The 20,115-nt window shown below is 37.9% G+C and carries 17 protein-coding genes and 1 pseudogene; 9 read left to right on the top strand and 9 right to left on the bottom strand.

Annotated features, from left to right (window positions below):
* Nucleotides 1-96: 96 nt before the first annotated feature.
* A complete protein-coding gene (gene fsa / locus VZD24_RS13785; RefSeq protein ID WP_279448567.1) occupies nucleotides 97-750 on the top strand; it encodes a fructose-6-phosphate aldolase in 654 nt (217 codons plus the stop codon).
* 12 nt (nucleotides 751-762) lie between these two features.
* Here the strand turns inward: fsa and VZD24_RS13780 are convergent, their stop codons facing one another.
* Complete coding sequence (locus VZD24_RS13780) at nucleotides 763-2,151, bottom strand: TlpA family protein disulfide reductase (RefSeq protein ID WP_279448565.1); 1,389 nt, start codon at nucleotides 2,149-2,151, stop codon at nucleotides 763-765.
* 142 nt (nucleotides 2,152-2,293) lie between these two features.
* Here VZD24_RS13780 and VZD24_RS13775 point away from each other — a divergent pair, with 142 nt between their 5' ends.
* Nucleotides 2,294-3,919 carry an ABC-F family ATP-binding cassette domain-containing protein gene (locus VZD24_RS13775; protein ID WP_279448564.1) on the top strand — a complete coding sequence of 542 codons (1,626 nt, stop codon included), beginning with the start codon at nucleotides 2,294-2,296 and terminating at the stop codon, nucleotides 3,917-3,919.
* An 18-nt stretch (nucleotides 3,920-3,937) separates the two neighbouring features.
* Here the strand turns inward: VZD24_RS13775 and VZD24_RS13770 are convergent, their stop codons facing one another.
* From VZD24_RS13770 to VZD24_RS13760, 3 genes are read right to left on the bottom strand one after another with little or no spacing between them, the layout of a single operon-like run.
* Nucleotides 3,938-4,171, bottom strand: coding sequence for a hypothetical protein (locus VZD24_RS13770; protein WP_342687930.1), 234 nt, complete (start codon nucleotides 4,169-4,171; stop codon nucleotides 3,938-3,940).
* A gap of 4 nt (nucleotides 4,172-4,175) precedes the next feature.
* Nucleotides 4,176-4,418, bottom strand: coding sequence for a putative signal transducing protein (locus tag VZD24_RS13765; protein WP_342687931.1), 243 nt, complete (start codon nucleotides 4,416-4,418; stop codon nucleotides 4,176-4,178).
* A gap of 44 nt (nucleotides 4,419-4,462) precedes the next feature.
* Nucleotides 4,463-5,179 carry a hypothetical protein gene (locus VZD24_RS13760; protein ID WP_342687932.1) on the bottom strand — a complete coding sequence of 239 codons (717 nt, stop codon included), beginning with the start codon at nucleotides 5,177-5,179 and terminating at the stop codon, nucleotides 4,463-4,465.
* Between the two features lie 156 nt (nucleotides 5,180-5,335).
* Here VZD24_RS13760 and VZD24_RS13755 point away from each other — a divergent pair, with 156 nt between their 5' ends.
* Together VZD24_RS13755 and VZD24_RS13750 are read left to right on the top strand one after the other, a co-directional pair.
* Nucleotides 5,336-5,905: a fasciclin domain-containing protein gene (locus VZD24_RS13755; RefSeq protein ID WP_342687933.1), complete on the top strand. Its 570-nt coding sequence runs from the start codon at nucleotides 5,336-5,338 to the stop codon at nucleotides 5,903-5,905.
* A 110-nt stretch (nucleotides 5,906-6,015) separates the two neighbouring features.
* Nucleotides 6,016-6,591, top strand: a complete 576-nt coding sequence (locus tag VZD24_RS13750; protein ID WP_342687934.1) for a fasciclin domain-containing protein — start codon at nucleotides 6,016-6,018, stop codon at nucleotides 6,589-6,591.
* A 67-nt stretch (nucleotides 6,592-6,658) separates the two neighbouring features.
* Here VZD24_RS13750 and pheT read toward each other — a convergent pair whose 3' ends face one another.
* From pheT to VZD24_RS13730, 4 genes are all read right to left on the bottom strand, one after another.
* Nucleotides 6,659-9,085: a phenylalanine--tRNA ligase subunit beta gene (pheT, locus tag VZD24_RS13745; protein WP_342687935.1), complete on the bottom strand. Its 2,427-nt coding sequence runs from the start codon at nucleotides 9,083-9,085 to the stop codon at nucleotides 6,659-6,661.
* 118 nt (nucleotides 9,086-9,203) lie between these two features.
* Nucleotides 9,204-10,409: an MFS transporter gene (locus VZD24_RS13740; protein ID WP_279448551.1), complete on the bottom strand. Its 1,206-nt coding sequence runs from the start codon at nucleotides 10,407-10,409 to the stop codon at nucleotides 9,204-9,206.
* Nucleotides 10,410-10,442: 33 nt separating this feature from the next.
* Nucleotides 10,443-11,675, bottom strand: coding sequence for a M48 family metallopeptidase (locus VZD24_RS13735; protein ID WP_342687936.1), 1,233 nt, complete (start codon nucleotides 11,673-11,675; stop codon nucleotides 10,443-10,445).
* A gap of 39 nt (nucleotides 11,676-11,714) precedes the next feature.
* Nucleotides 11,715-12,521 carry a TrmH family RNA methyltransferase gene (locus VZD24_RS13730; RefSeq protein ID WP_342687937.1) on the bottom strand — a complete coding sequence of 269 codons (807 nt, stop codon included), beginning with the start codon at nucleotides 12,519-12,521 and terminating at the stop codon, nucleotides 11,715-11,717.
* A gap of 161 nt (nucleotides 12,522-12,682) precedes the next feature.
* Here VZD24_RS13730 and VZD24_RS13725 point away from each other — a divergent pair, with 161 nt between their 5' ends.
* Together VZD24_RS13725 and VZD24_RS13720 are read left to right on the top strand one after the other, a co-directional pair.
* The gene (locus tag VZD24_RS13725; RefSeq protein WP_342687938.1) at nucleotides 12,683-14,521 is read left to right on the top strand and encodes a T9SS type A sorting domain-containing protein; all 1,839 of its coding nucleotides are present in this window, start codon (nucleotides 12,683-12,685) and stop codon (nucleotides 14,519-14,521) included.
* Between the two features lie 108 nt (nucleotides 14,522-14,629).
* Nucleotides 14,630-15,475, top strand: coding sequence for a DUF6503 family protein (locus VZD24_RS13720; protein ID WP_342687939.1), 846 nt, complete (start codon nucleotides 14,630-14,632; stop codon nucleotides 15,473-15,475).
* A gap of 94 nt (nucleotides 15,476-15,569) precedes the next feature.
* Here the strand turns inward: VZD24_RS13720 and VZD24_RS13715 are convergent, their stop codons facing one another.
* Nucleotides 15,570-16,637: a DUF3810 domain-containing protein gene (locus VZD24_RS13715; RefSeq protein ID WP_342687940.1), complete on the bottom strand. Its 1,068-nt coding sequence runs from the start codon at nucleotides 16,635-16,637 to the stop codon at nucleotides 15,570-15,572.
* Between the two features lie 206 nt (nucleotides 16,638-16,843).
* Here VZD24_RS13715 and VZD24_RS13710 point away from each other — a divergent pair, with 206 nt between their 5' ends.
* The 3 genes and pseudogenes from VZD24_RS13710 to VZD24_RS13700 all read left to right on the top strand — a co-directional run.
* Nucleotides 16,844-18,295: an aminoacyl-histidine dipeptidase gene (locus VZD24_RS13710; RefSeq protein WP_342687941.1), complete on the top strand. Its 1,452-nt coding sequence runs from the start codon at nucleotides 16,844-16,846 to the stop codon at nucleotides 18,293-18,295.
* Between the two features lie 494 nt (nucleotides 18,296-18,789).
* Entirely contained in the window at nucleotides 18,790-19,767 is a 978-nt protein-coding gene (locus VZD24_RS13705) for a zinc-dependent metalloprotease (protein ID WP_342687942.1), read from the top strand.
* A gap of 11 nt (nucleotides 19,768-19,778) precedes the next feature.
* A pseudogene (locus tag VZD24_RS13700) lies at nucleotides 19,779-20,115 on the top strand (hypothetical protein); the annotation flags it as partial.

The raw sequence follows: 20,115 nt of genomic DNA, 5'->3' as shown, positions 1-20,115 counted from the left end.
AATTGGGTTAATCTATTTTATTAATCTTTATAAACAACGCTATCCAATGAGCCTTTTCTTTGTTATTTTTGTGAAAATAAATCTGAAACCACACATATGAAATTCTTTATAGATACCGCAAACCTAGACCAAATACGCGAAGCCCAAGATTTGGGAGTACTTGACGGCGTTACCACCAATCCTTCGTTGATGGCAAAGGAAGGCATTACGGGACGCAACAACATCCTAAAACATTATGTAGATATCTGCGATATTGTGGATGGCGATGTTTCTGCAGAGGTAATTGCAACCGATTTTAAGGGAATGGTAAAGGAAGGCGAGGAACTTGCAGAGCTACATCCACAAATTGTAGTAAAAGTGCCGATGATAAAGGAAGGGGTTAAGGCAATTAAATATTTTGCAGATCACGGCATTCGTACTAATTGTACGTTAGTTTTTTCGGCCGGACAAGCTTTGTTGGCCGCAAAAGCTGGAGCAACCTACGTTTCTCCGTTTATTGGAAGATTGGATGATGTGTCGACCGACGGTCTGGAACTGATTGCAGACATCCGTTTGATTTACGATAACTACGGTTTCGAGACCCAGATTCTTGCAGCCTCCATTCGCCACACCATGCATGTTATAAACTGTGCAAAAATAGGTGCTGATGTTATGACGGGCCCGCTTTCATCTATTGAAGGTTTACTAAAACACCCATTGACCGATAGTGGTTTAAAACAGTTTTTGGAAGATTATAAAAAAGGAAATTAAAAGTTCGAAGTACTATCTATTTAAGAAACCTAAAAGTAATTGTTCAAAATTTGTGTTGAAGAGATTTATTTTGCCTTCTAATATTTTGCCATCTTTATCTAAAATCAGAGCGCTGTTCATGTATTTTAAAAGAAGCTTTTTTTCGGCTTCGTTTAAATTTTCTATTTGAAATTCGTACAAGGGATTATAATTATTTCTGCGTATGGTCTGGCGCCATTTTTTAAAGTGTGTATCTGTATTTATTCCCAAGAAATCATATTCCGGATATTTCGATTTTAGTTCTGCCGCACGGTTGTGAATGTTTTTATAATTTGAAGTAGATATTCCAGACCAGAAATAAATTACGGTGGGCGCTTTAATGATACTGTGTAAATCTTTTAAAGTATTATCTGTATTTACCAGAGCAACATTGGGAACGATGTTTCCTGGATTAAGTTTTTCAGTAATGTTGTACATTTTTTCAACTTCTGCCACATGCTGAGGGTCTGTATTCATGTTTGAGAATTCTTCAAAAAACCTTTGCTCCTCTTCGGCGTTTTTGGCATTTAAAAAATAGAACATAGCATTGGATCGGAGTAAACTATTTCGAAGCGAATCGGAAGTTACCAAACTGTCAATTAGCTTTATTCTTTTAGAATTAAATTTGTACGAATTGCGATCTACGGGAGTATTGCCTTGATATTCCGAAAAGACCAAATTCTCGAAATATCTATTCATAAAACGATAATAGGGGTAATAAAATTTTAAGTTCTCCAACTCAAAGTCAATTTCATTCCGGTAGTCAAAAAAGTTCTTGTCAAAATCGGCTATACGATTTCTATTGGCAGCGGCGTAGCGTTCTTTTTTAATAAAGTAATCGTATTTAATATTGGCCATTACAGCCTGTTTAAAACCATCGGCTACCGTATGTTTAGATAAAAAATCTTTGTACTCCTTTAATTTAAGTTTCTTTAATGAATCAATTTTTTGTGTAAATTCCTTTGAAGAAAGTCCATACCAATTTTGAAGATTTAGGTTTTCGTTCTCATTGGTTAAGTATAAATACATCAACAAATTATTCTGTTCGCCTCCCCTTCCTGAGTATGCGAGCGATTCGTCAAAATCTAATGTATTAAGATGCAGCAATAAACTATCGCCCGGTTCAATAAAGAAAACCTGTGTTTCGTTATGCTTAAAATTATAAAGACCGGCCTTTATTTTTTGGGTTTTGTAGAGAAAGAAGTTATTAGAGTCTAATTTTACAGTGTCTAATATATGGTTGCCCTGAGAAAAAATTATATAATCTAAGGTTGGATTTATAATTTGGCCGCTTATCCAGGTAGTCTTAACAGCAGACTCATCATTATTTTTACATGAAAGTACTGTGACAAGTAAAAGGAGAAGGAGTAGTTTTTTTAACAATCGAGCTAATTTTATGAATAACAAACAAATTTAGTAAGCCCAAGGCATCAATTTGTTAAATGGTAGTTAAAAGGATTTTTAAAACGTTAATCTTTTCGGGATGTCGCTTAAATACCTACTTTTGCGCAAAATTTAAAAAGTTATGCTTTCAATTTCAAATCTTTCAGTACAGTTTGGAAAACGCGTGTTGTTTGACGAGGTAAATACCCAATTTACCACCGGCAACATTTATGGTATTATTGGCGCCAATGGCGCCGGGAAATCTACCCTGTTAAAAATTATTTCGGGAAAACAGGAACCCACTTCCGGCCATGTGCATTTAGAAAAGGGCAAGCGCATGTCTGTTCTTGAACAAAACCACAATGCGTACGACGATTTTAATGTGCTGGAAACCGTAGTTCGCGGTAATAAGGAACTTTTTGAAATTAAAACCCAAATTGATAAACTCTACGAAAACTATACGGATGATAATGCCGAAAAAATTGGCGAACTCCAAGTTGTTTTTGAAGAAATGAACGGTTGGAACGCCGATAGCGATGCTGCTGCAATGCTTTCAAATCTTGGTATAGATGAAAGTCTTCACTATACATCAATGAAAGATTTAGACGGTAAGCAAAAGGTACGTGTACTTTTAGCACAAGCGCTTTTCGGAAATCCAGACGTGCTAATTATGGATGAACCTACCAACGATTTGGATTACGAAACAATTAGTTGGTTAGAAAACTTTTTAGCTAATTATGATAACTGTGTAATTGTGGTTTCTCACGACCGTCACTTTTTAGATGCTGTATGTACGCATATTAGCGACATTGACTTCGGGAAAATAAACCATTATAGCGGTAACTATACGTTCTGGTACGAAAGTAGCCAGCTTGCGGCCCGCCAGCGCGCACAACAAAATAAAAAGGCAGAAGAGAAGAAAAAAGAACTTCAAGAATTTATTATGCGTTTTAGTGCGAATGTAGCTAAAAGTAAACAGGCAACATCGCGTAAAAAAATGATTGAAAAATTAAATATTGAAGAAATTAGACCATCAAGCCGTCGCTATCCTGCAATTATTTTTGAGCGTGAGCGCGAAGCTGGCGATCAAATTTTAAGCGTTGAAAACCTATCGGCTTCTATTGATGGCGAAGTGCTTTTTAAAAATGTAAATATTAATCTTTCCAAAGGCGATAAGGTAGTTATCTATTCTCGCGATTCGCGTGCGGCTACTGCTTTTTATGAAATTTTAAATAACAATGCAAAAGCAGACACGGGTACCTTTCAATGGGGTATTACTACCAATCAAAGTTACTTACCATTAGACAACGAAGCTTTCTTTAAAAACAATCTTTCGTTAGTAGATTGGTTGCGCCAATACGCCAAAACCGAAGAAGAGCGCGAAGAAGTTTTTCTACGTGGTTTCTTGGGAAAAATGCTTTTTAGCGGCGAAGAAGCGCTTAAAAAAAGCAACGTGCTATCTGGAGGTGAAAAGGTACGATGTATGCTTAGCCGCATGATGATGCAGCGCGCAAACGTGTTAATGCTTGATGAACCAACAAATCACTTAGATTTGGAATCTATTACAGCTTTTAATAATTCATTAAAAAACTTTAAGGGAACGGTGTTGCTTACAACCCATGACCACGAATTTGCGCAAACCGTTGGTACGCGCGTTATAGAACTTACACCAAACGGCGCTATAGATCGCTATACTACTTTTGACGAGTATATGAACGATAAAAAACTAAAAGAACAGCGCGATAAAATGTATGCGGTAGAAGCATAAGAAAATTGGCGGTCAAAATTATTGATCGCCAATTTCATTTAAAAATTCTTCTATAGTATCTTGAGCTTTTTCATACTCATCATTTCTGATGAAAACCATGGTCTGGTTTGCAATACTCATTGTAAAACCCGCACGCAAACTACTGTCGTGGTCGTTTCGTTCAATGGGGCTGATGCCTATTTCATTCAATCGAGCTACCAATCCTTTCGCAATTAATGTGGGACCGGTGTAAATTCTTTTAGTGTCGGACATACAATTATTCTTCTATTTCCTTTAGATAAGCATCCACAATTGGTTGTGCAATGGCAAGTTCATCTTTTCTAACATAAACCCGAACTTGATCATCAAACTTACTTCCGGAGCCAAACATAACGCCACTTTGTTCATCATCTCGAAGTATTGGGGTAATATTTGCTTCTTCTAATCGTCCTACCAATGCTGTCGCCATTATATCTGAGCCGGTATAAATACGGACTGTTTCTTCTGTATTTTCTGTCATAATTATATTTTTTAAACTCTTAATATTTTACGTACTACCTAGACTTAAGCATTATAAAATTTGCTATTCCAAATAGCGTTATTAAAATTTTTTCCTTTTGAAAAGCCGTAGAGAATTACCATCCCGCCCATCCCAATAAAAATAAAGAACGCCAAAAATAAATACTCACCAATTCCGGGGTGGGGGGTGAGCCACTCCATAGGCGTTAATGCCGTAAATAATATGCTTAAAAGCACTACCGTAAAAACCAAATTATCAAAGGTTTTATAGGGCCACATTAATAATCTTCTAAACGGATGCAGGTCTTTTCCCCATTTGTGGATAAGGTAAAAATAATCGTTTCCCATGGGTGCAAAAAGCAGCGGATCATCGGCATTTTCTAATTTTAACAATTTTGCAGGCGCTACTATCTTAAAGTTGTTCAATGTAGTTTTATGTGTATGCTCCAGACTATTTACCGCCGTAATGGCTTCTTCGGGAAAATCTGCTTTAAAATAATGCGAATCTAAAAACCGCAACCTGTAATTTACACAAAGGTTTTCTATATCGTTTATATGAAATATATGCGAACTTTCCAGCAAATTAAAATTGAATTGATTTTCAATTTCAACAGTTTTTTCGGTTAAGTTAGAAAGAATTGCTTCGCGCTGCTCTGTATTTTCAGAAAAAATACGCATTACTTCGTCCATAACAGCTTGCTCGTCAATACGTTTATTGCGAACTTTAAGAAGCTGTTCTTCAATATTGGTTCTTGAAAACATAACATTATTTTTTTTGAATAACTAAATTTACGCAGTCCGTTTCAGCATTACAACAATTTAACACATTTCGGCTAAAAATTTTAATAAACGCAAGCCTTTTGCGTTTATAGAGTAATTGACACTGTATTTATTATATTTACACCCTTAAATTTTTTTATGCAACTCAGGAAAACATTCGTACTGCTTTTTATAATTTGTTTCGGAACAACCGTTTCGGCTCAGAAATATCTTTCAACCAATTCCAAAGAAATTTCCAAAGTATTGGGGGAAAGTAATTTTACATCGAGTAAAACGTTTTATGAAAATTTAAAAGATGCTCCGGATTTTACCATTTTGGCGAAAATCTTAAAAAACGATCAATTACGAAAATCACTTGAAAAGCCAGAAATGGTAACCATATTTGCCATTGCAGATGAAGCGTTTACCAATTTGCCTGAAAAAAGTAGGGACTCTATTTTAAATAATCCGCGCATAGTGAATTCAATCGTTACGTATTTGGCGGTTCCCGGCAGATTAGACAGCAACAGCCTTAAAGTGGCGGTTGAGGAAAATGGCGGAAAAGCATACCTCATTACAATTAAAGGAAAACGATTGGGAATTAAGGAAGAGCAGGGCGAGCTCATGCTCGTTGATGATGATAACAATACCGCAACAATAATAGCACCAGATTTTTACCATAAAAATGGATTTTTTCATATTGTGAATGGCCTAGTATTTCCGAATTAGAAACTTTAGGCCAAAAAGTTAAATAATCTATAAAGTCCCGAAATTGCAAAACCGCAGTTTCGGGACTTTCGTTTATAGTTACATAATCATAAACTAAAAACAAACACATTATGAAAATCAAATTTTTTACAGCAACAGTATTTGCAATCGCCCTTGTAGCCGGAACAACTTGTGGTATCGCCCAAAGCAAGATGAATAAGGAAAAAACAGTAATGGTTGGTGGCGCCGAAATGTACCCTACTAAAAACATCGTTGAAAACGCAGTAAATTCAAAAGATCACACAACGCTCGTGGCTGCGGTAAAAGCTGCAGATTTAGTTGAAACCCTTCAAGACGATGGACCATTTACAGTATTTGCTCCAACGAACACAGCTTTTGAAAAATTGCCAAAAGGTACGGTAGAAACATTACTGAAGCCAGAAAACAAAGCAAAACTGCAAACTATTCTTACCTATCATGTGGTTGCGGGAAAACACAGCGCAACAGATATTATGAAGAATATTGAAAAAGGAAACGGGAAGGCCACTTACAAAACGGTTAGCGGTGGTACCTTAACTGTAATGATGAAAAATAACAAAGTAATAATCACGGACGAAAAGGGTGGAATGGCTACTGTTACTATTGCCGATGTAAATCAGTCTAACGGAGTTATACACGTAATAGACAGCGTGGTTTTACCTAAATAATTCTAGAAAATACCTGTACTAAAAACGGCAACCTTTTGAGGTTGCCGTTTTTTGCTTTTCGCCGTATTTATCGCAGCGAAGCGCCAAATTCACTTTCAAATTTTTGTTGCAATTTGTTCATTATTTTATCCACCTGTTTATCAGTAAGCGTTTTTGCTTCATCTTTAATAGAGAAACTAATTGCGTAGCTCTTTTTTCCGTCGGGCAGGTTTTTTCCCTTGTACACATCAAATAACGTTACCGATTTTAAAAGTTTTTTTTCTGTTTGAAAAGCAGCTTGTTGCAAATCGCTAAACTTTATTGATTCGTCTAAAAGCAATGCAAAATCACGTTGTACTGCCTGAAATTTAGCAATTGGTTTTAATTTAAAGTTTTTAGTTGAAATTTGTTTTAACACAGCATCCCAATTAAAATCTGCATAAAATACCTCGGCGTCAACATCAAATTCTGTGGTAATTTTTTTCTTTACAATTCCAAATTCAACAATAATTTCCTTGTTTCTTTTAAATGAAATAGCTTCAGAAAACAAGTCGGTTTCGGTAGTTTCCTCCGTATATTCATCCAGTCCCAGGCGTTCCATAATGGCGACAACTGTTCCCTTTCCGAAGAAAAAATTGCTATTTGTTTCGGCTACCGCCCAATTGTTTTCTGCTTTTAATCCAGTAATAAAGAATGATAGATGTTTGGTTTCGGTTCGGCCTCCCGGAAAATTATGATAGGTTTTCCCGAATTCAAAAAACTTTAAGTTACTACTTTTTCTGTTGCTGTTATATTCAATTGCCTCCAGCCCCGAAAACAGCATAGATTGGCGCATTACAGATAAATCTTGACTTAGCGGATTTAGCATTGTAACGTTAAAGTGATCTTTTATTGTTTGGCTTAATGTAGCATAATTTGGCGATGTAAGTGAATTGTTCAACATTTCATAATATCCAAGAGCCGTAAGTTGTGCAGCTATTTTATTTTGAACTGAATAGTCGCTGCCGGGTAAAATAGTAGAAATGGAAGCGTTTAATTTTTCGGTAAACTTAACATTGTTGTATCCGTAAACCCGAAGAATTTCTTCAATAACATCTACATCGCGGGTAACGTCGTTTCGATATGCAGGAATAGTCATCCCAATGCCGGTTTCGGTAACGTTGTTTATTTTCATTTCTAGCGAAGTAAGAATTTCTTTGATGGTTTCTTTTGAAATTTCTTCCCCAATTAATTTATTTGCCTTTTCAAAATTCAATATTACTTGGTGATCTTCAATTTTTTTCGGGTAAATATCCAATAGATCGCTTGTAATTTCGCCGCCAGCAACTTGAAGGATTAAAATGGCAGCGTGCCGAAGTGCATAATCTGTAATATTCGGGTCTATTCCTCTTTCAAAACGAAAGGAGGCATCGGTGCTTAAACTGTGGCGTTTGGCCGTTTTGCGGATACTCACAGGATTAAAATAAGCGCTCTCCAAGAAAATGCTAGTTGTTTCGTTGGTTACACCGCTATTTATACCACCGTAAACCCCAGCGATGCACATTGGTTTTTCGGCATCGCAAATCATTAAATCTTCTTCGTGAAGTTCGCGTTCCACCCCATCTAAGGTTGTAAATTTTGTACCTGTGGGCAATGTTTTTACATTAACGGTATTGCCTGCAATTTTAGCAGTGTCAAAAGCGTGCAAGGGTTGCCCCAAGTCGTGGAGTACATAATTGGTGATATCCACAATATTATTTATGGGCGAAATACCAATTGCCTTCAATCTATTCTGAATCCAATCCGGCGATTCTCCAACCTTAATATTGCTAATTGTAATTCCGCAATAACGTGGTGCGAGGACATTGTTTTCTACTTTAATATCTATTTTATGCGTTCGGTTATCTACCCTAAAACTACTGGAAGATGGCGTGTTGAGTTTTGTTGAAATATCGTGGTGAAGCAAACCTGCCTTTAAATCACGAGCTACCCCCCAATGGCTCATCGCATCGGCTCTATTTGGCGTCAAGCCAATTTCAAAAACCTTGTCGTTTTCAATTTTTAATACCTTAGCAAGCGCGGTTCCGGGTTTTAATTTTGCATCGAGAACCATAATACCATCGTGCGATTTGCCAAGCCCTAATTCGTCTTCGGCGCAGATCATTCCTTCACTAACTTCGCCGCGTATTTTACCTTTTTTTATCTCCCAAGGTTTTTCATCCGCATCGTAAAGCGTAGTGCCAATAGTAGCTACCGGAACTTTTTGACCCACCGCAACATTTGGAGCGCCGCATACAATTTGTAGTGGCTCATCAGCACCAATATCTACCTTAGTAACTTTAAGCCGATCTGCGTTAGCGTGCTGAACACATTCTAAAACGTGTCCTACTACAATGCCTTCCAACCCTCCTAAAACGGAAGAAAAATCTTCTATTCCCTCTACTTCAAGACCGAGGTCGGTTAATAGTTCGCCTGTTTTTTCAGCATCCCAAGGAAGGTTGATAAATTGTTTAAGCCAATTGTAAGAAATATTCATAAGTATAAAATTCTAAACAGTGCGCAAAGATAATATTCTAATGGTTATTGTTTATTATTTATTGAGTATTGTTTTGGTGGCCACGAAGTGCTGCACGTGCAATGTGGGTTTTGTGGTTTTACTTTGTGTTTTTGCTGCTTTGCGAAAAAATTGGCGATGCGTTGCCAACATTTCCCAAGAAATAAATAATAGCAAAAGAGGTTGCAATTGCAGTGACGATAAACGTAATTTTCGCTCCGAAATAAAACCATAACAATCCCGCGAAAACACTGGCAATCATAGCAGCAATACTTTGAAAAGCTGCGTATGTTCCCACGGCTGTAGCAGTGTCATTTTCATTTGAAATATTAGTAATCCACGCTTTGGAGATGCCTTCGGTTGCGGCGGCGTAAATTCCGTAGCCGAAAAAGAGGGCAATAATTATATATAAATTTGAAGTTAATCCCATTCCGAAGTACACCAAACTAAAAATGATTAATCCGAAAATAAACATTTTCTTTAACCCAACTTTATCGGCAAAAGTACCCAAGGGATAAGCGGTGAGGGCGTATATCAGATTGTAGAAAATGTAGATGCTAATTACCCAAGTATCATCCAGTCCGGCTTCTTTTGCTTTCAGAAGTAAAAATACATCACTACTATTAAACAGGGCGAAAAAGAGCAAGCCAATTACAACTTTACGATATTGCGCAGAACTCTGCTTCCAATAATTTAGAAAGGAGAAAAAATTTATTTTTTTCTTTTTTGAAATAATGTTTTCTTTTTGGTCTTTAAGCAGAAAAGAAGCAACAATTGCAAAAACGCCGGGAATAAAAGCGATATAAAAAAGATTTATATAATCTTCGGGAAAAAAGTATAAATACAGGAGCGCCAAAACTGGTCCGAGAACCGCACCAAAAGTATCTAACGATCGGTGGAAGCCAAAAATTTGCCCTTTATTTTTTTTGGTGGTTTCTGCCGAAAGCATGGCGTCGCGAGCGCCGGTACGAATACCTTTCCCCAATCTATCTGTGGTTCTAGCAAAGAAAATCCAAAGCGGATATACAAAAAGCGCCATCATGGGTTTGGAAATGGCGCTGAGGGCATAACCCAGTTGCACAAAGGGTGCTCGTCTTGCTTTGCTGTCGCTCATTTGTCCAAAATACCCTTTGCTCAAGCCAGCCACGGCTTCTGCCAAGCCTTCTAAAATACCAATCAACAAAATTGAAAATCCAATGCTTTTTAGATATATGGGCATTATTGGGTAAAGCATTTCACTGGCCGTGTCTGTAAACAGACTGACTAGTGAAAGAATCCATACGGTGCGAGTTATAGTGGTTTTCACATTACCTCTTTTAGTTAGTATAGGAAAGGTAGTTTATTTCTTCAAATTCCGAAAGCGCTGTAAAAGCGTAGGATGCGAGTAATGCACAAAAACATACAACGGATGGGGGGTGAGATTGCTGAGACTGTTTTTCGAAAGTTTTTTTAAACCTGAAATAAGTGGTGATGCAGCATAGGTTTGTTTCGCAAAATTGTCTGCTTGATATTCAAATTTCCTGCTTAAAAAATTCATCACAAAACTGGTAATCCCCGAAATGGGACTGTATAGTACGCCGAAAGCTATTAGCCCGATGTGAAATGAAGGTTGCGAAACATTCAAAGCTTCTGATAACAGCGGATTTCCAATAAACAATGACAACAACCAAAGCGTAAAACCAGTAGTTACAATTGCAACAATTAGGTTTATAATAATATGGTTGCGTTTATAATGACCAACCTCGTGGGCGAGGACGGCTACAATTTCTTCTTCGTTTAAATCTTTAATGAGCGTGTCGTAAAGAGTTACGCGTTTTTCACTCCCAAAGCCAGAGAAATAGGCATTTGCCTTTGTGCTGCGCTTGCTGCCATCTATCACAAAAATTTTATCTAATGTGAAGCCTACTTTTGAGGCGTAGGTTTCTATTTGTGAACGTAGCGTGCCTTCTTCGAGCGGGGTTTGTTTGTTGAAAAGTGGAACGATAAAACGCGCATAAAACAAATTCATCAATACGGTAAAAACCGTAACGATACCCCAAGCATAAAGCCAAAAATTCGCGCCCGTGCTCTGATAAAACCAAATAATAACGCCTAAAAGAATCCCGCCAATAACAGCGCCCATCAGCCAACCTTTCAGTTTATCGAGGAAAAAAGTTTTACGCGTAGTTTTGTTAAACCCGTATTTTTCTTCAATTACAAAAGTGCTGTAATAACTAAAGGGAGTGCTTAAAATATCGCTGGCAATCATTATTATTCCGAAGAAAACCAAAGCGATAATTATTTCATTGTTTGCAAAGGAACGCGCTAATTCGTCTACATACGCGAAGCCGTCAAAAAAGAAAAACAGGAGGGTAGCAATAAGTGATACAGCCGAAGTAAGTATACCAAATTTATACCGTTCCGTTTTGTAGCGCTGCGATTTTTTGTATTCTTCCTCATCAAAAACATCCTGCAATTCTGCGGGAAGTGGCTCGTTGAAGTGTTTTGCGTTTAAATAATCTAACAATTGGTCAATTATAAAACTGACAATTAAAATTGCTATTATTATGAGGAAAAGGGTTTCTGGTTTCATAATTTAAATTCGAAAAGAGTACGAGTTCCTCTTCGGGGACTAAGGGGCTATTCTTTGTCTTTTCGCCTCAAATATAAGGATTCCCGCGGCTACGGAAACATTCATACTATCTATTTCGCCTTCCATTGGGATGATGATATTTTGGGTGCTGTTTTCAAGCCATGCTGACGAAAGACCGGTGGCTTCAGTTCCCACTACAATCGCTGTGCTTTCTTTAAAATTACAAGTGTGGTAAGGCACCGATGCTTGTAATGCAGCACAATAAATATTGACTTTATTTGCTTTCAAAAACGCAATAATTTCCGAAGTACTTCCCGTGGCAATTTTATTGGTAAACAAACACCCCACACTACTGCGGATGATGTTTGGATTATACAAATCTGTTTTCGGGTTGGCAATAATTACCGCATCTACATTCGCGGCATCTGCGGTACGAAGTAGGGCACCTATGTTACCCGGTTTTTCAGGGGCTTCGGCGATTAGTAACAGTGGTTTGTCGGTTGAAAGTTGCAGGTTGGCAAGTTCTAAAGTTTTGGAATGTACAATTGCCAAAACTCCTTCGGTAGAACCGCGGTAGGCCAGTTTTTCATAGATTTCTGAATTAATCTCTATGAATTCTGATTCACTATTAACAGATTTTTGTAACGTAAAAATTTCTTCTTCAGAAATAATTTTAGAGCAAAAAAGCAGGGTTTTTAATTGATAACCACCTTTTAAAGCAAGCGAAATTTCACGATGGCCTTCAATTACAAATAGGTTTGTTTTGCGGCGTTCGCGCGATTTTTCCTGTAATAAAACAATCTGTTTTATCAGTGGATTTTGAAGGCTTGTGATAGATTTTTGCATTTTGCAAAGATACGGTACTGAAAATATTTATTCGGCAGATTTTGCTTGCTGTTTTATTGAATATTTAACGATGCTTGCTTGCATTCAACTATCTGTTTTCAATGTTAAAATTTTCTTAACGTGTTAGAAGTATTTTATATCTTGCGAAAAAAATATTTCTTATGAAGAAATTAATACTTTTAGTAGGATTCCTTTTAACAACCATATCATTATCTGCCCAAGTGGTGGCAAACCCAGCACCTGATTTGTCTGCTTGCGACATAAATAACGATGGGGGTGAAGTATTCAATCTTACGGTAAACGATTTAATTATTTTTGGTTCTCAAAATCCTAATCAACTTCAACTTACATATCATAAATCCCAAGTTGATGCGGATAGTGGCAATAATCCAATAGCAAATCCTTGGAGCTATTTTGCTAGTGCTCCTTTCGAAACAATTTATGCGAGACTAGAAGATATGGGATCTGGGGATTATGATACTACTAATTTTGAATTAATAATAAATCCAACCCCGCCAAACCTAGGCCCCTTTGAAATCATGTTGTGCGATGATGAGCTACAAGGAAGCACCTCAACAGATACAATTAGCACTTTCGATCTTACCGCAAATAATCAAGTGATTACAGGGGGTGATCCTACTTTAACTGTCACTTGGTTTTTAAGCTTTGCAGATGAAGCTGCGAATATTCCCATTCCAAATCCAACAACTTATCAAAATATAGCTACCCCACAAACCGTAATTGGCAGAGTTGAAAACACATTTGGCTGTAAAACTCTCGTTGCGCTTACATTAAGTGTTTGGCCAAATCCAAGCCCAAATGCAAATCCAACTCCACTTATAGTTTGTGATGACGACAATGATGGGTTTGCCGCTTTCGATCTAACATTAAAAGATGTCGAAATTGGCAACGGTCAGCAAAATATTAATATTACATATCATGAAAATGAAATTGATGCTCAATTGGGAGTATTTCCACTTCCTAGTCCCTATGAAAATATTATTGCAAATTCACAAACTGTTTATGTGCGGGTTGAAGATTCCTCAACTGGATGTTACACAATTGTTGAACTCGAATTATTAGTAATCGAAATCCCCCCAATTAACCAACCCAACAACCTATTCATAGATGAAGGAGATGGCGACGGTTTTGCAATTTTTGATCTTACGGTGAATATTCCCGTGATGTTGGCAGGTTTAAACCCAGCAGATTTTGTGGTTTCTTTCCATGAAACGGAAACAGATGCTCTAAATAATGTACTTATTATTATACCTCCTACAGCATATTATAATACTTCAAACCCACAAACTATTTACGTTCGTGTTGAAAATTTGAATACTGGCTGCTCTGTGGTTACTTCTTTTGAAATCGCTACAGATGAACTAACCCCAGATGCAGACGGCGACGGCATAGCAAACGAAGATGAGGACATAAACGGGAACGGTAATCTAAACGACGATGACACCGATGGCGATGGAATCCCAAATTATTTAGACGACGATGACGACGGCGATTCAGTGCTTACTTTAATTGAAACAACTGGAATTGGCGCAGGCGTTGGTCCATCGTATATTTATATTGATACCGATGGCGACGGCGTAGAAAATTATTTAGACAATGACGATGACGGCGATGGCACTTTAACAATTGATGAGGACTATAACAACAACGGCACACCACTTGACGACGACACAAATGGCAACGGTATTCCAGATTTCTTGGATGATGAAGTGTTCCTTTCTGTAAATTCTTTCGGTTTTGAAAATTTAGAAATTTATCCGAATCCCACTTCGGAAAGCTTTACGGTACAGTCGTCCCAGTTGGTTTTGGAAACAACTATTTCACTTTATGACATTCAAGGGAAACTATTGTTTTCTGAAAAAGTGCTTCCGCAAAACGGAAAGTTAACGATAGATGATTCTTCTTTGGAAAACGGTGTATATTTCGTCAAGATTTCTTCCGAAGGAAATTCCGTAGTTAAAAAATTGATAAAGAAATAATCATTCCAAAAATCTCACGTCTCACATCTAAATAATCATAAACCTTTCTAAAAAGCTTCCCACAACTGGGGAGCTTTTTTACTTTTAAATAACCAAAAACCAATTAATATGAAAAAACTAATTTTAATGTCTGCTATTATAGTAGCTTTTTCTGCCTGTAGAAACGACAAAAAAACTACAGGTGAAGATCCGCGGGTTGAAGGCACCGAACTTGATACAACCGGCATTGAGGCGCCAGACGGTGAGGCTAAAAACGAACAGGCTGCGGCTCCCAAAACCTTTCCAACTTCTCTTCAAAATGTTTTTATGGCCCACGGCAGACTGGACCGTTGGAAGCAAATGAATAACCTTTGTTTTGAAATGAAGGGCAAAAACGGCGATGAAATTCACACCATTTCCTTGCCCAACCGAAAAACAAAAATTGAATCTACAGATTGGTCTATCGGAAAGGACGCAAATGGAGTTTGGCTTTTACGACACGATTTAGGTTATGAAGGCAACCCCGTATTTTACCATAATTTGATGTTCTATTTTTACGCAATGCCGTTTATAATTTCCGATCCCGGAACCAATTATACTGCTGTTGAACAAACCGAACTTGACGGAAAAATGTACAATGGTTTTAAAGTTTCCTATAAAGATGGCGTTGGCGATTCGCCGGATGATGAATACATTTTATATTTTAATCCTGAAAACAATAAAATGGAGTGGCTGGCCTATACTGTAACGTTTAAGGATCAAAAGAAAAGCGATGATTGGCATTATATTAAATACGATAAATGGCAGGATGTAAATGGGCTGCTGCTACCCGAAAAATTGGTTTGGTACAATGTTGAAAATGGCAAGCCGAAAGGAAAAAAGTTGGACATAAAATTTAATAAAATTACTGTTACGGAAACCATTCTTGACGCTTCTGTTTTTGCAAAACCGGCTGAAGCAGAATATGTAAAATAGAGGTGAAACCTGAGACGTTAGACTTGAGATTTTAGACGCTAGAGTACGTTTTTTGATTTCGATTTGAGTTTCGATTTGAGTTTCGATTTCGATTTTACAACCTTTTATCTTCAAAATAATTTACAACCAAAGCTACCATATAATCATAACTCATAATACCGCGGCTTTGGTTGTTGGCTTTTAAAAAATTATCCCAAAATATTTTGGAAAAATTTTCAAATGGGTTTTCATAACTTTTCCAAAAATCGCGCATCTCTTTATAACTGGCCAGAATTCCTGGATTTATGGTGGTTAAAAGGTCATAATATTTTGCTTCGTCTCTTCGTGCTATTTCATTGATTAAATAGCGCAGCGTAAAAATATAGCCTGCATATTGTATGTACGGATCGTCATTGTGTAGTGTGGAAAGCGTGGCAATAAAATTGGCTTCGTTTTCTGCGGCATACCCTATTTGGTGTGCTTCTTCATGGCACGCAACTACGGGAAATTTATAGGTTGTAATTAAATTATTTACTTGAGCTTCACCCGAAAAAGGGTTGAGATAACCGCTGTACCCCATATAGGTAAGACCCAAACTCCAACCACTTTTTTTAAGGCTTCGCGGCGAGATGGCGAGTTGCGGAAATTCTTTTTCCAAATTTTGATAACCGTTTAAGGTCTTTGTAAAAATTTCCTTTTGCGAATAGGGTAAGTCAATTTTCACGCTATCGGCATAACCTAGAGCGCGGTGCATTTTGTTGCTTTTATCAATAAAGCGAATGGTAGTATTAAAAAGCTGTTCGGTAGTATAATCGCTTTCCAGATTTAACGATTTGTGCAATGGCAATCTGTAATAATTAAAGCCCCATAGAATGTGAAACATAAAATACACTATGGAAGCGGCCGCAAGAATATCAACAAAAAATGGTAGGGTAGCGGTTTTAAGTCGTTTTACATTTTTATAGAGCCAGCGAAGAGCCATTATTATAATTAGTAAGTAAAACAAATCGCCAACCGAAAAAGGAATCCACCCAAAAAGATAGCGCGAGATTTTTGAAAGTATGGGGTAAAGGCCCAAACTATAATATTGTTCTACAAATTCTGGGAAATGTTTCAGAATTTGAAGTAGAATTATCTGAACAGGAAGCAGGAGCGCAAGAATTAGCGCAGTTCTTTTTTGCATATTTCAAACTTACAAAGTAATTCTTTCCCAACATAATTTTTATAGCGGTTGTAAAACTGTAATTTTGCGATTACTTGACCACGAATACACGAATATTTTTCTATTCAATGTTACGGAAAAATGCATTTCGCTGAAATGCCTGATTAACAAAACTTAATTATTCTTGACTTCGAGGCGAAAAAATTTCACAATACAAATTATAAACTATGAACGAAGAAATAAGAAACCTAAAACCCAAAGCGCTTTGGAACAAATTTGCAGATCTAAACGCCGTGCCACGCCCTTCAAAAAAGGAGGAACGCGTAATTGCGTTTATGAAAGACTTTGGAAAAAATCTAGGCTTGGAAACTATTGAAGACGAAGTGGGCAACGTGATAATCCGCAAACCCGCAACCCAGGGAATGGAAGACCGAAAAATGGTCGTCCTGCAAAGCCACTTGGATATGGTTCACCAAAAAAATAACGATACCGATTTTGATTTCAACAAACAAGGAATTGAAATGTACGTAGATGGCGATTGGGTGCGTGCAAAGGGTACTACCCTGGGAGCCGATAATGGCCTGGGCGTAGCAACAATCATGGCCATCTTGGAAAGCAATGATATAGAGCATCCCGCCATTGAAGCCCTGTTTACAATCGATGAAGAAACCGGAATGACGGGCGCCAAAGGTTTAAAAGGCGGTTTGCTGAAAGGCGATATACTTTTAAATCTAGATACGGAGGAAGACGATGAAATAGGCGTAGGCTGCGCTGGTGGGGTAGATGTTACCGCAACGGGAACCTATTCTGAAATAGACGCTCCCAAAAACGCGCTTGCCCACACAATAAAGGTGAAAGGTTTAAACGGCGGCCATAGCGGCATGGACATCATTAAAGGTTTGGGCAATGCCAACAAATTAATGAACCGTCTGTTATTCGCCACAAACGATTATATGCAATTGGCAAAATTGGAAGGTGGGAGCCTACGTAATGCAATTCCGAGGGAGAGCGTGGCGCAGGTTTTGGTTACTTCGGAAACTGAATTTCATACTGCCTTTGAGAAGATGAAAAATGATATTCTTACGGAATATAAATCCTTGGAGGCGAACCTAACTATTACTGCCCAAAAATCTAATAATAGCATAGAAAAAACAATGTCTGCCGCAGACCAAAAGAATTTTCTGAATGCAATGAATGCGGCGCATAACGGGGTTTACAGAATGAGCCCAGAAATTGAAGATTTGGTTGAAACCTCAAACAACATTGCCAAAGTTTCGGTTGAACGCGGAAACATTAAAATTGAATGTTTAACCCGAAGTTCGGTTGAATCTTCAAAAGATGCGTTGGCAAATGCGCTTACATCTACTTTTGAACTTGCCGGTTACAAAGTTAATCTAGCAGGCGATTACCCCGGTTGGGCGCCAAATATGGACAGTGATATTCTAAAAGTATTGGATAACCTTTACCAAAAAATGAATGGTGAAAAAGCACATGTTGCCGCTTGCCACGCTGGTTTGGAATGTGGTATTTTGGGCCAGAACTATCCCGGGATGGATATGATTTCCTTTGGACCGACCATTAAGGGGGCGCACTCTCCCGATGAGCGCGCGAGTATTTCCTCCGCACAAAAATACTGGGAGTTTGTTCTTGAAATCTTGAAGAATATTCCGAAGAAATAGAGCCAAGAGTAAAGACCGCTTCGCTGAAAGACACAAGACGATTCTATTATAAGGAGATAAATGTTATTTAAAAGAATCCTTCTCGATTCTTGGCTCTTGTTTCTTGAATCAAAAAAAGAGGAACCGAATCTCCAGTCATGGTCGGAAGATTTTTTCTTCCGACTATGATTGGCTGTAACAGGCTCCTTTTTTTATTTTGATGAAATTGGTTTTTATGAAATTTTAACGTATCTTTAAGAAATGTAATTTTTAAAACTGATATAATCATGAAAAAATTTACTTCTTACTTCTTACTTCTTACTTCTTACTTCTTACTTCTTACTTCTTTGATCTTTGTGATGTGCGGTAAGGCCCACGCACAGGTTTATTGTGAAATTGATACTCTTGCGGCCGCCAACCAAGAGATATTAATCGAACCATATAGAACACAAAATTATTCAAACTACTCCTTTTGTGTTCGGATATACGTACACGTGATACGAAAGTCAAGCCACATGGGAGGACAGTCTCCATCTGATGTTAGTTTGGCACTGAGTTATTTGGATACCGCCTTTAACCCCCATAACATCTATTTTGTATGGGATCATCAGATTGATTATATTGATGATGATTCAGAATTTTATAGCCCAGGCGCCAGCGTATTCGATATAAATAACCATCCCGATGGTGTGGATATTTATATGTATGATGACTCTGTTGGTTTTTTAGGTTGGGATGGTTATGGAACATCAAGTCAACCTAAAACCGCATTTTTGGTTTCTGGTTTTATGGAAGACCCGGTAACCCTGCAAACCTATCCATTGGTAAAATCGCACATCCTTTCCCACGAAATGGGCCACGTGCTTTCCTTGTGGCACACCCATCACGGAACCGGTGAAAACACACAGCAAGACCCCTATGAATGTCCCGAATTTGCGGATGGTTCCAATTCTGCTATCTGTGGCGATTATATAACTGATACTCCAGCCGATCCTGATATGAATTACAAAGTTGATTTTGCCACTTGCCAATGGTTGGAAAGCGGTTTTGATGGCAATGGAGATCCAGACGACCCCAACGATCCCGGTGATCCCTATGATCCCGATGAACATAATATTATGGGGCACTCGGTTGTTCCGTGCATGTCTTATTTAACACCTAAACAGGGTAATAGGATGAAAGTGGCCATGACCATAATACCAGCTTTGACTGCCGTCTCAAATTATACGCTTTCGGGCTATCCCTGTGCCACAGCAGGCTTAAATTTTTATCCAAACGCAATGGATGGAGAACTTAATCTTGACCTTCGGGAAAAACCGGCCAATACCTATCCTTATCAAATATTCGATGCGTATGGGGTAATGGTACTTTCGGGCGAAAGCCAAAATGTGTTAAAGACAATTGACACCTCAGGTCTTGACGAAGGATTGTACTTCCTTCATTTTTACGACAATGGCCAGTTGACCATCAAGCAATTGCTAGTAGAACATTAAAAAATAGGGTTATGAAACGATTTTTGATTTTTATAGCTTTATTGAACTCCTTTTTTTGTTTTGCACAGTTCACGGCCATCCCCGATGCAAATTTTGAAAATTACTTGGAGCAGAACGGCATGGGCGATGGCGTGCCCAATAATGGTTTGGTGCTTACAGCAAATATTGAGAACGTAACGGAGTTAGTAGTATTCTCGAAAGGCATACAGAATCTTGCTGGAATTGAGGATTTTGCCGCAGTGGAGCTTATAAATTGTGCCAATAACAACCTTCCAATACTAGATGTCTCACAGAATATGAATTTATGGGGGCTAAATTGCGCATCCAGCAATATTACAGAACTACTCC

Origin of the sequence: Aequorivita flava (assembly GCF_038742595.1) — a bacterium.
Lineage (GTDB): Bacteria > Bacteroidota > Bacteroidia > Flavobacteriales > Flavobacteriaceae > Aequorivita > Aequorivita marisscotiae.
Note: the sequence above shows the minus strand (reverse complement) of the source record. Positions and strands in the feature narration are given on the sequence as shown.

Coding starts and splice junctions, on each gene's coding strand:
- VZD24_RS13720 (WP_342687939.1), top strand. CDS start 14,630: ATGAAAAAACTAATTTTAATGTCTGCTATTATAGTAGCTTTTTCTGCC.
- VZD24_RS13735 (WP_342687936.1), bottom strand. CDS start 11,675: ATGAAACCAGAAACCCTTTTCCTCATAATAATAGCAATTTTAATTGTC.
- VZD24_RS13705 (WP_342687942.1), top strand. CDS start 18,790: ATGGGAGGACAGTCTCCATCTGATGTTAGTTTGGCACTGAGTTATTTG.
- VZD24_RS13750 (WP_342687934.1), top strand. CDS start 6,016: ATGAAAATCAAATTTTTTACAGCAACAGTATTTGCAATCGCCCTTGTA.
- VZD24_RS13725 (WP_342687938.1), top strand. CDS start 12,683: ATGAAGAAATTAATACTTTTAGTAGGATTCCTTTTAACAACCATATCA.
- fsa (WP_279448567.1), top strand. CDS start 97: ATGAAATTCTTTATAGATACCGCAAACCTAGACCAAATACGCGAAGCC.
- VZD24_RS13715 (WP_342687940.1), bottom strand. CDS start 16,637: ATGCAAAAAAGAACTGCGCTAATTCTTGCGCTCCTGCTTCCTGTTCAG.
- VZD24_RS13755 (WP_342687933.1), top strand. CDS start 5,336: ATGCAACTCAGGAAAACATTCGTACTGCTTTTTATAATTTGTTTCGGA.
- VZD24_RS13775 (WP_279448564.1), top strand. CDS start 2,294: ATGCTTTCAATTTCAAATCTTTCAGTACAGTTTGGAAAACGCGTGTTG.
- VZD24_RS13770 (WP_342687930.1), bottom strand. CDS start 4,171: ATGTCCGACACTAAAAGAATTTACACCGGTCCCACATTAATTGCGAAA.
- pheT (WP_342687935.1), bottom strand. CDS start 9,085: ATGAATATTTCTTACAATTGGCTTAAACAATTTATCAACCTTCCTTGG.
- VZD24_RS13760 (WP_342687932.1), bottom strand. CDS start 5,179: ATGTTTTCAAGAACCAATATTGAAGAACAGCTTCTTAAAGTTCGCAAT.
- VZD24_RS13730 (WP_342687937.1), bottom strand. CDS start 12,521: ATGCAAAAATCTATCACAAGCCTTCAAAATCCACTGATAAAACAGATT.
- VZD24_RS13765 (WP_342687931.1), bottom strand. CDS start 4,418: ATGACAGAAAATACAGAAGAAACAGTCCGTATTTATACCGGCTCAGAT.
- VZD24_RS13710 (WP_342687941.1), top strand. CDS start 16,844: ATGAACGAAGAAATAAGAAACCTAAAACCCAAAGCGCTTTGGAACAAA.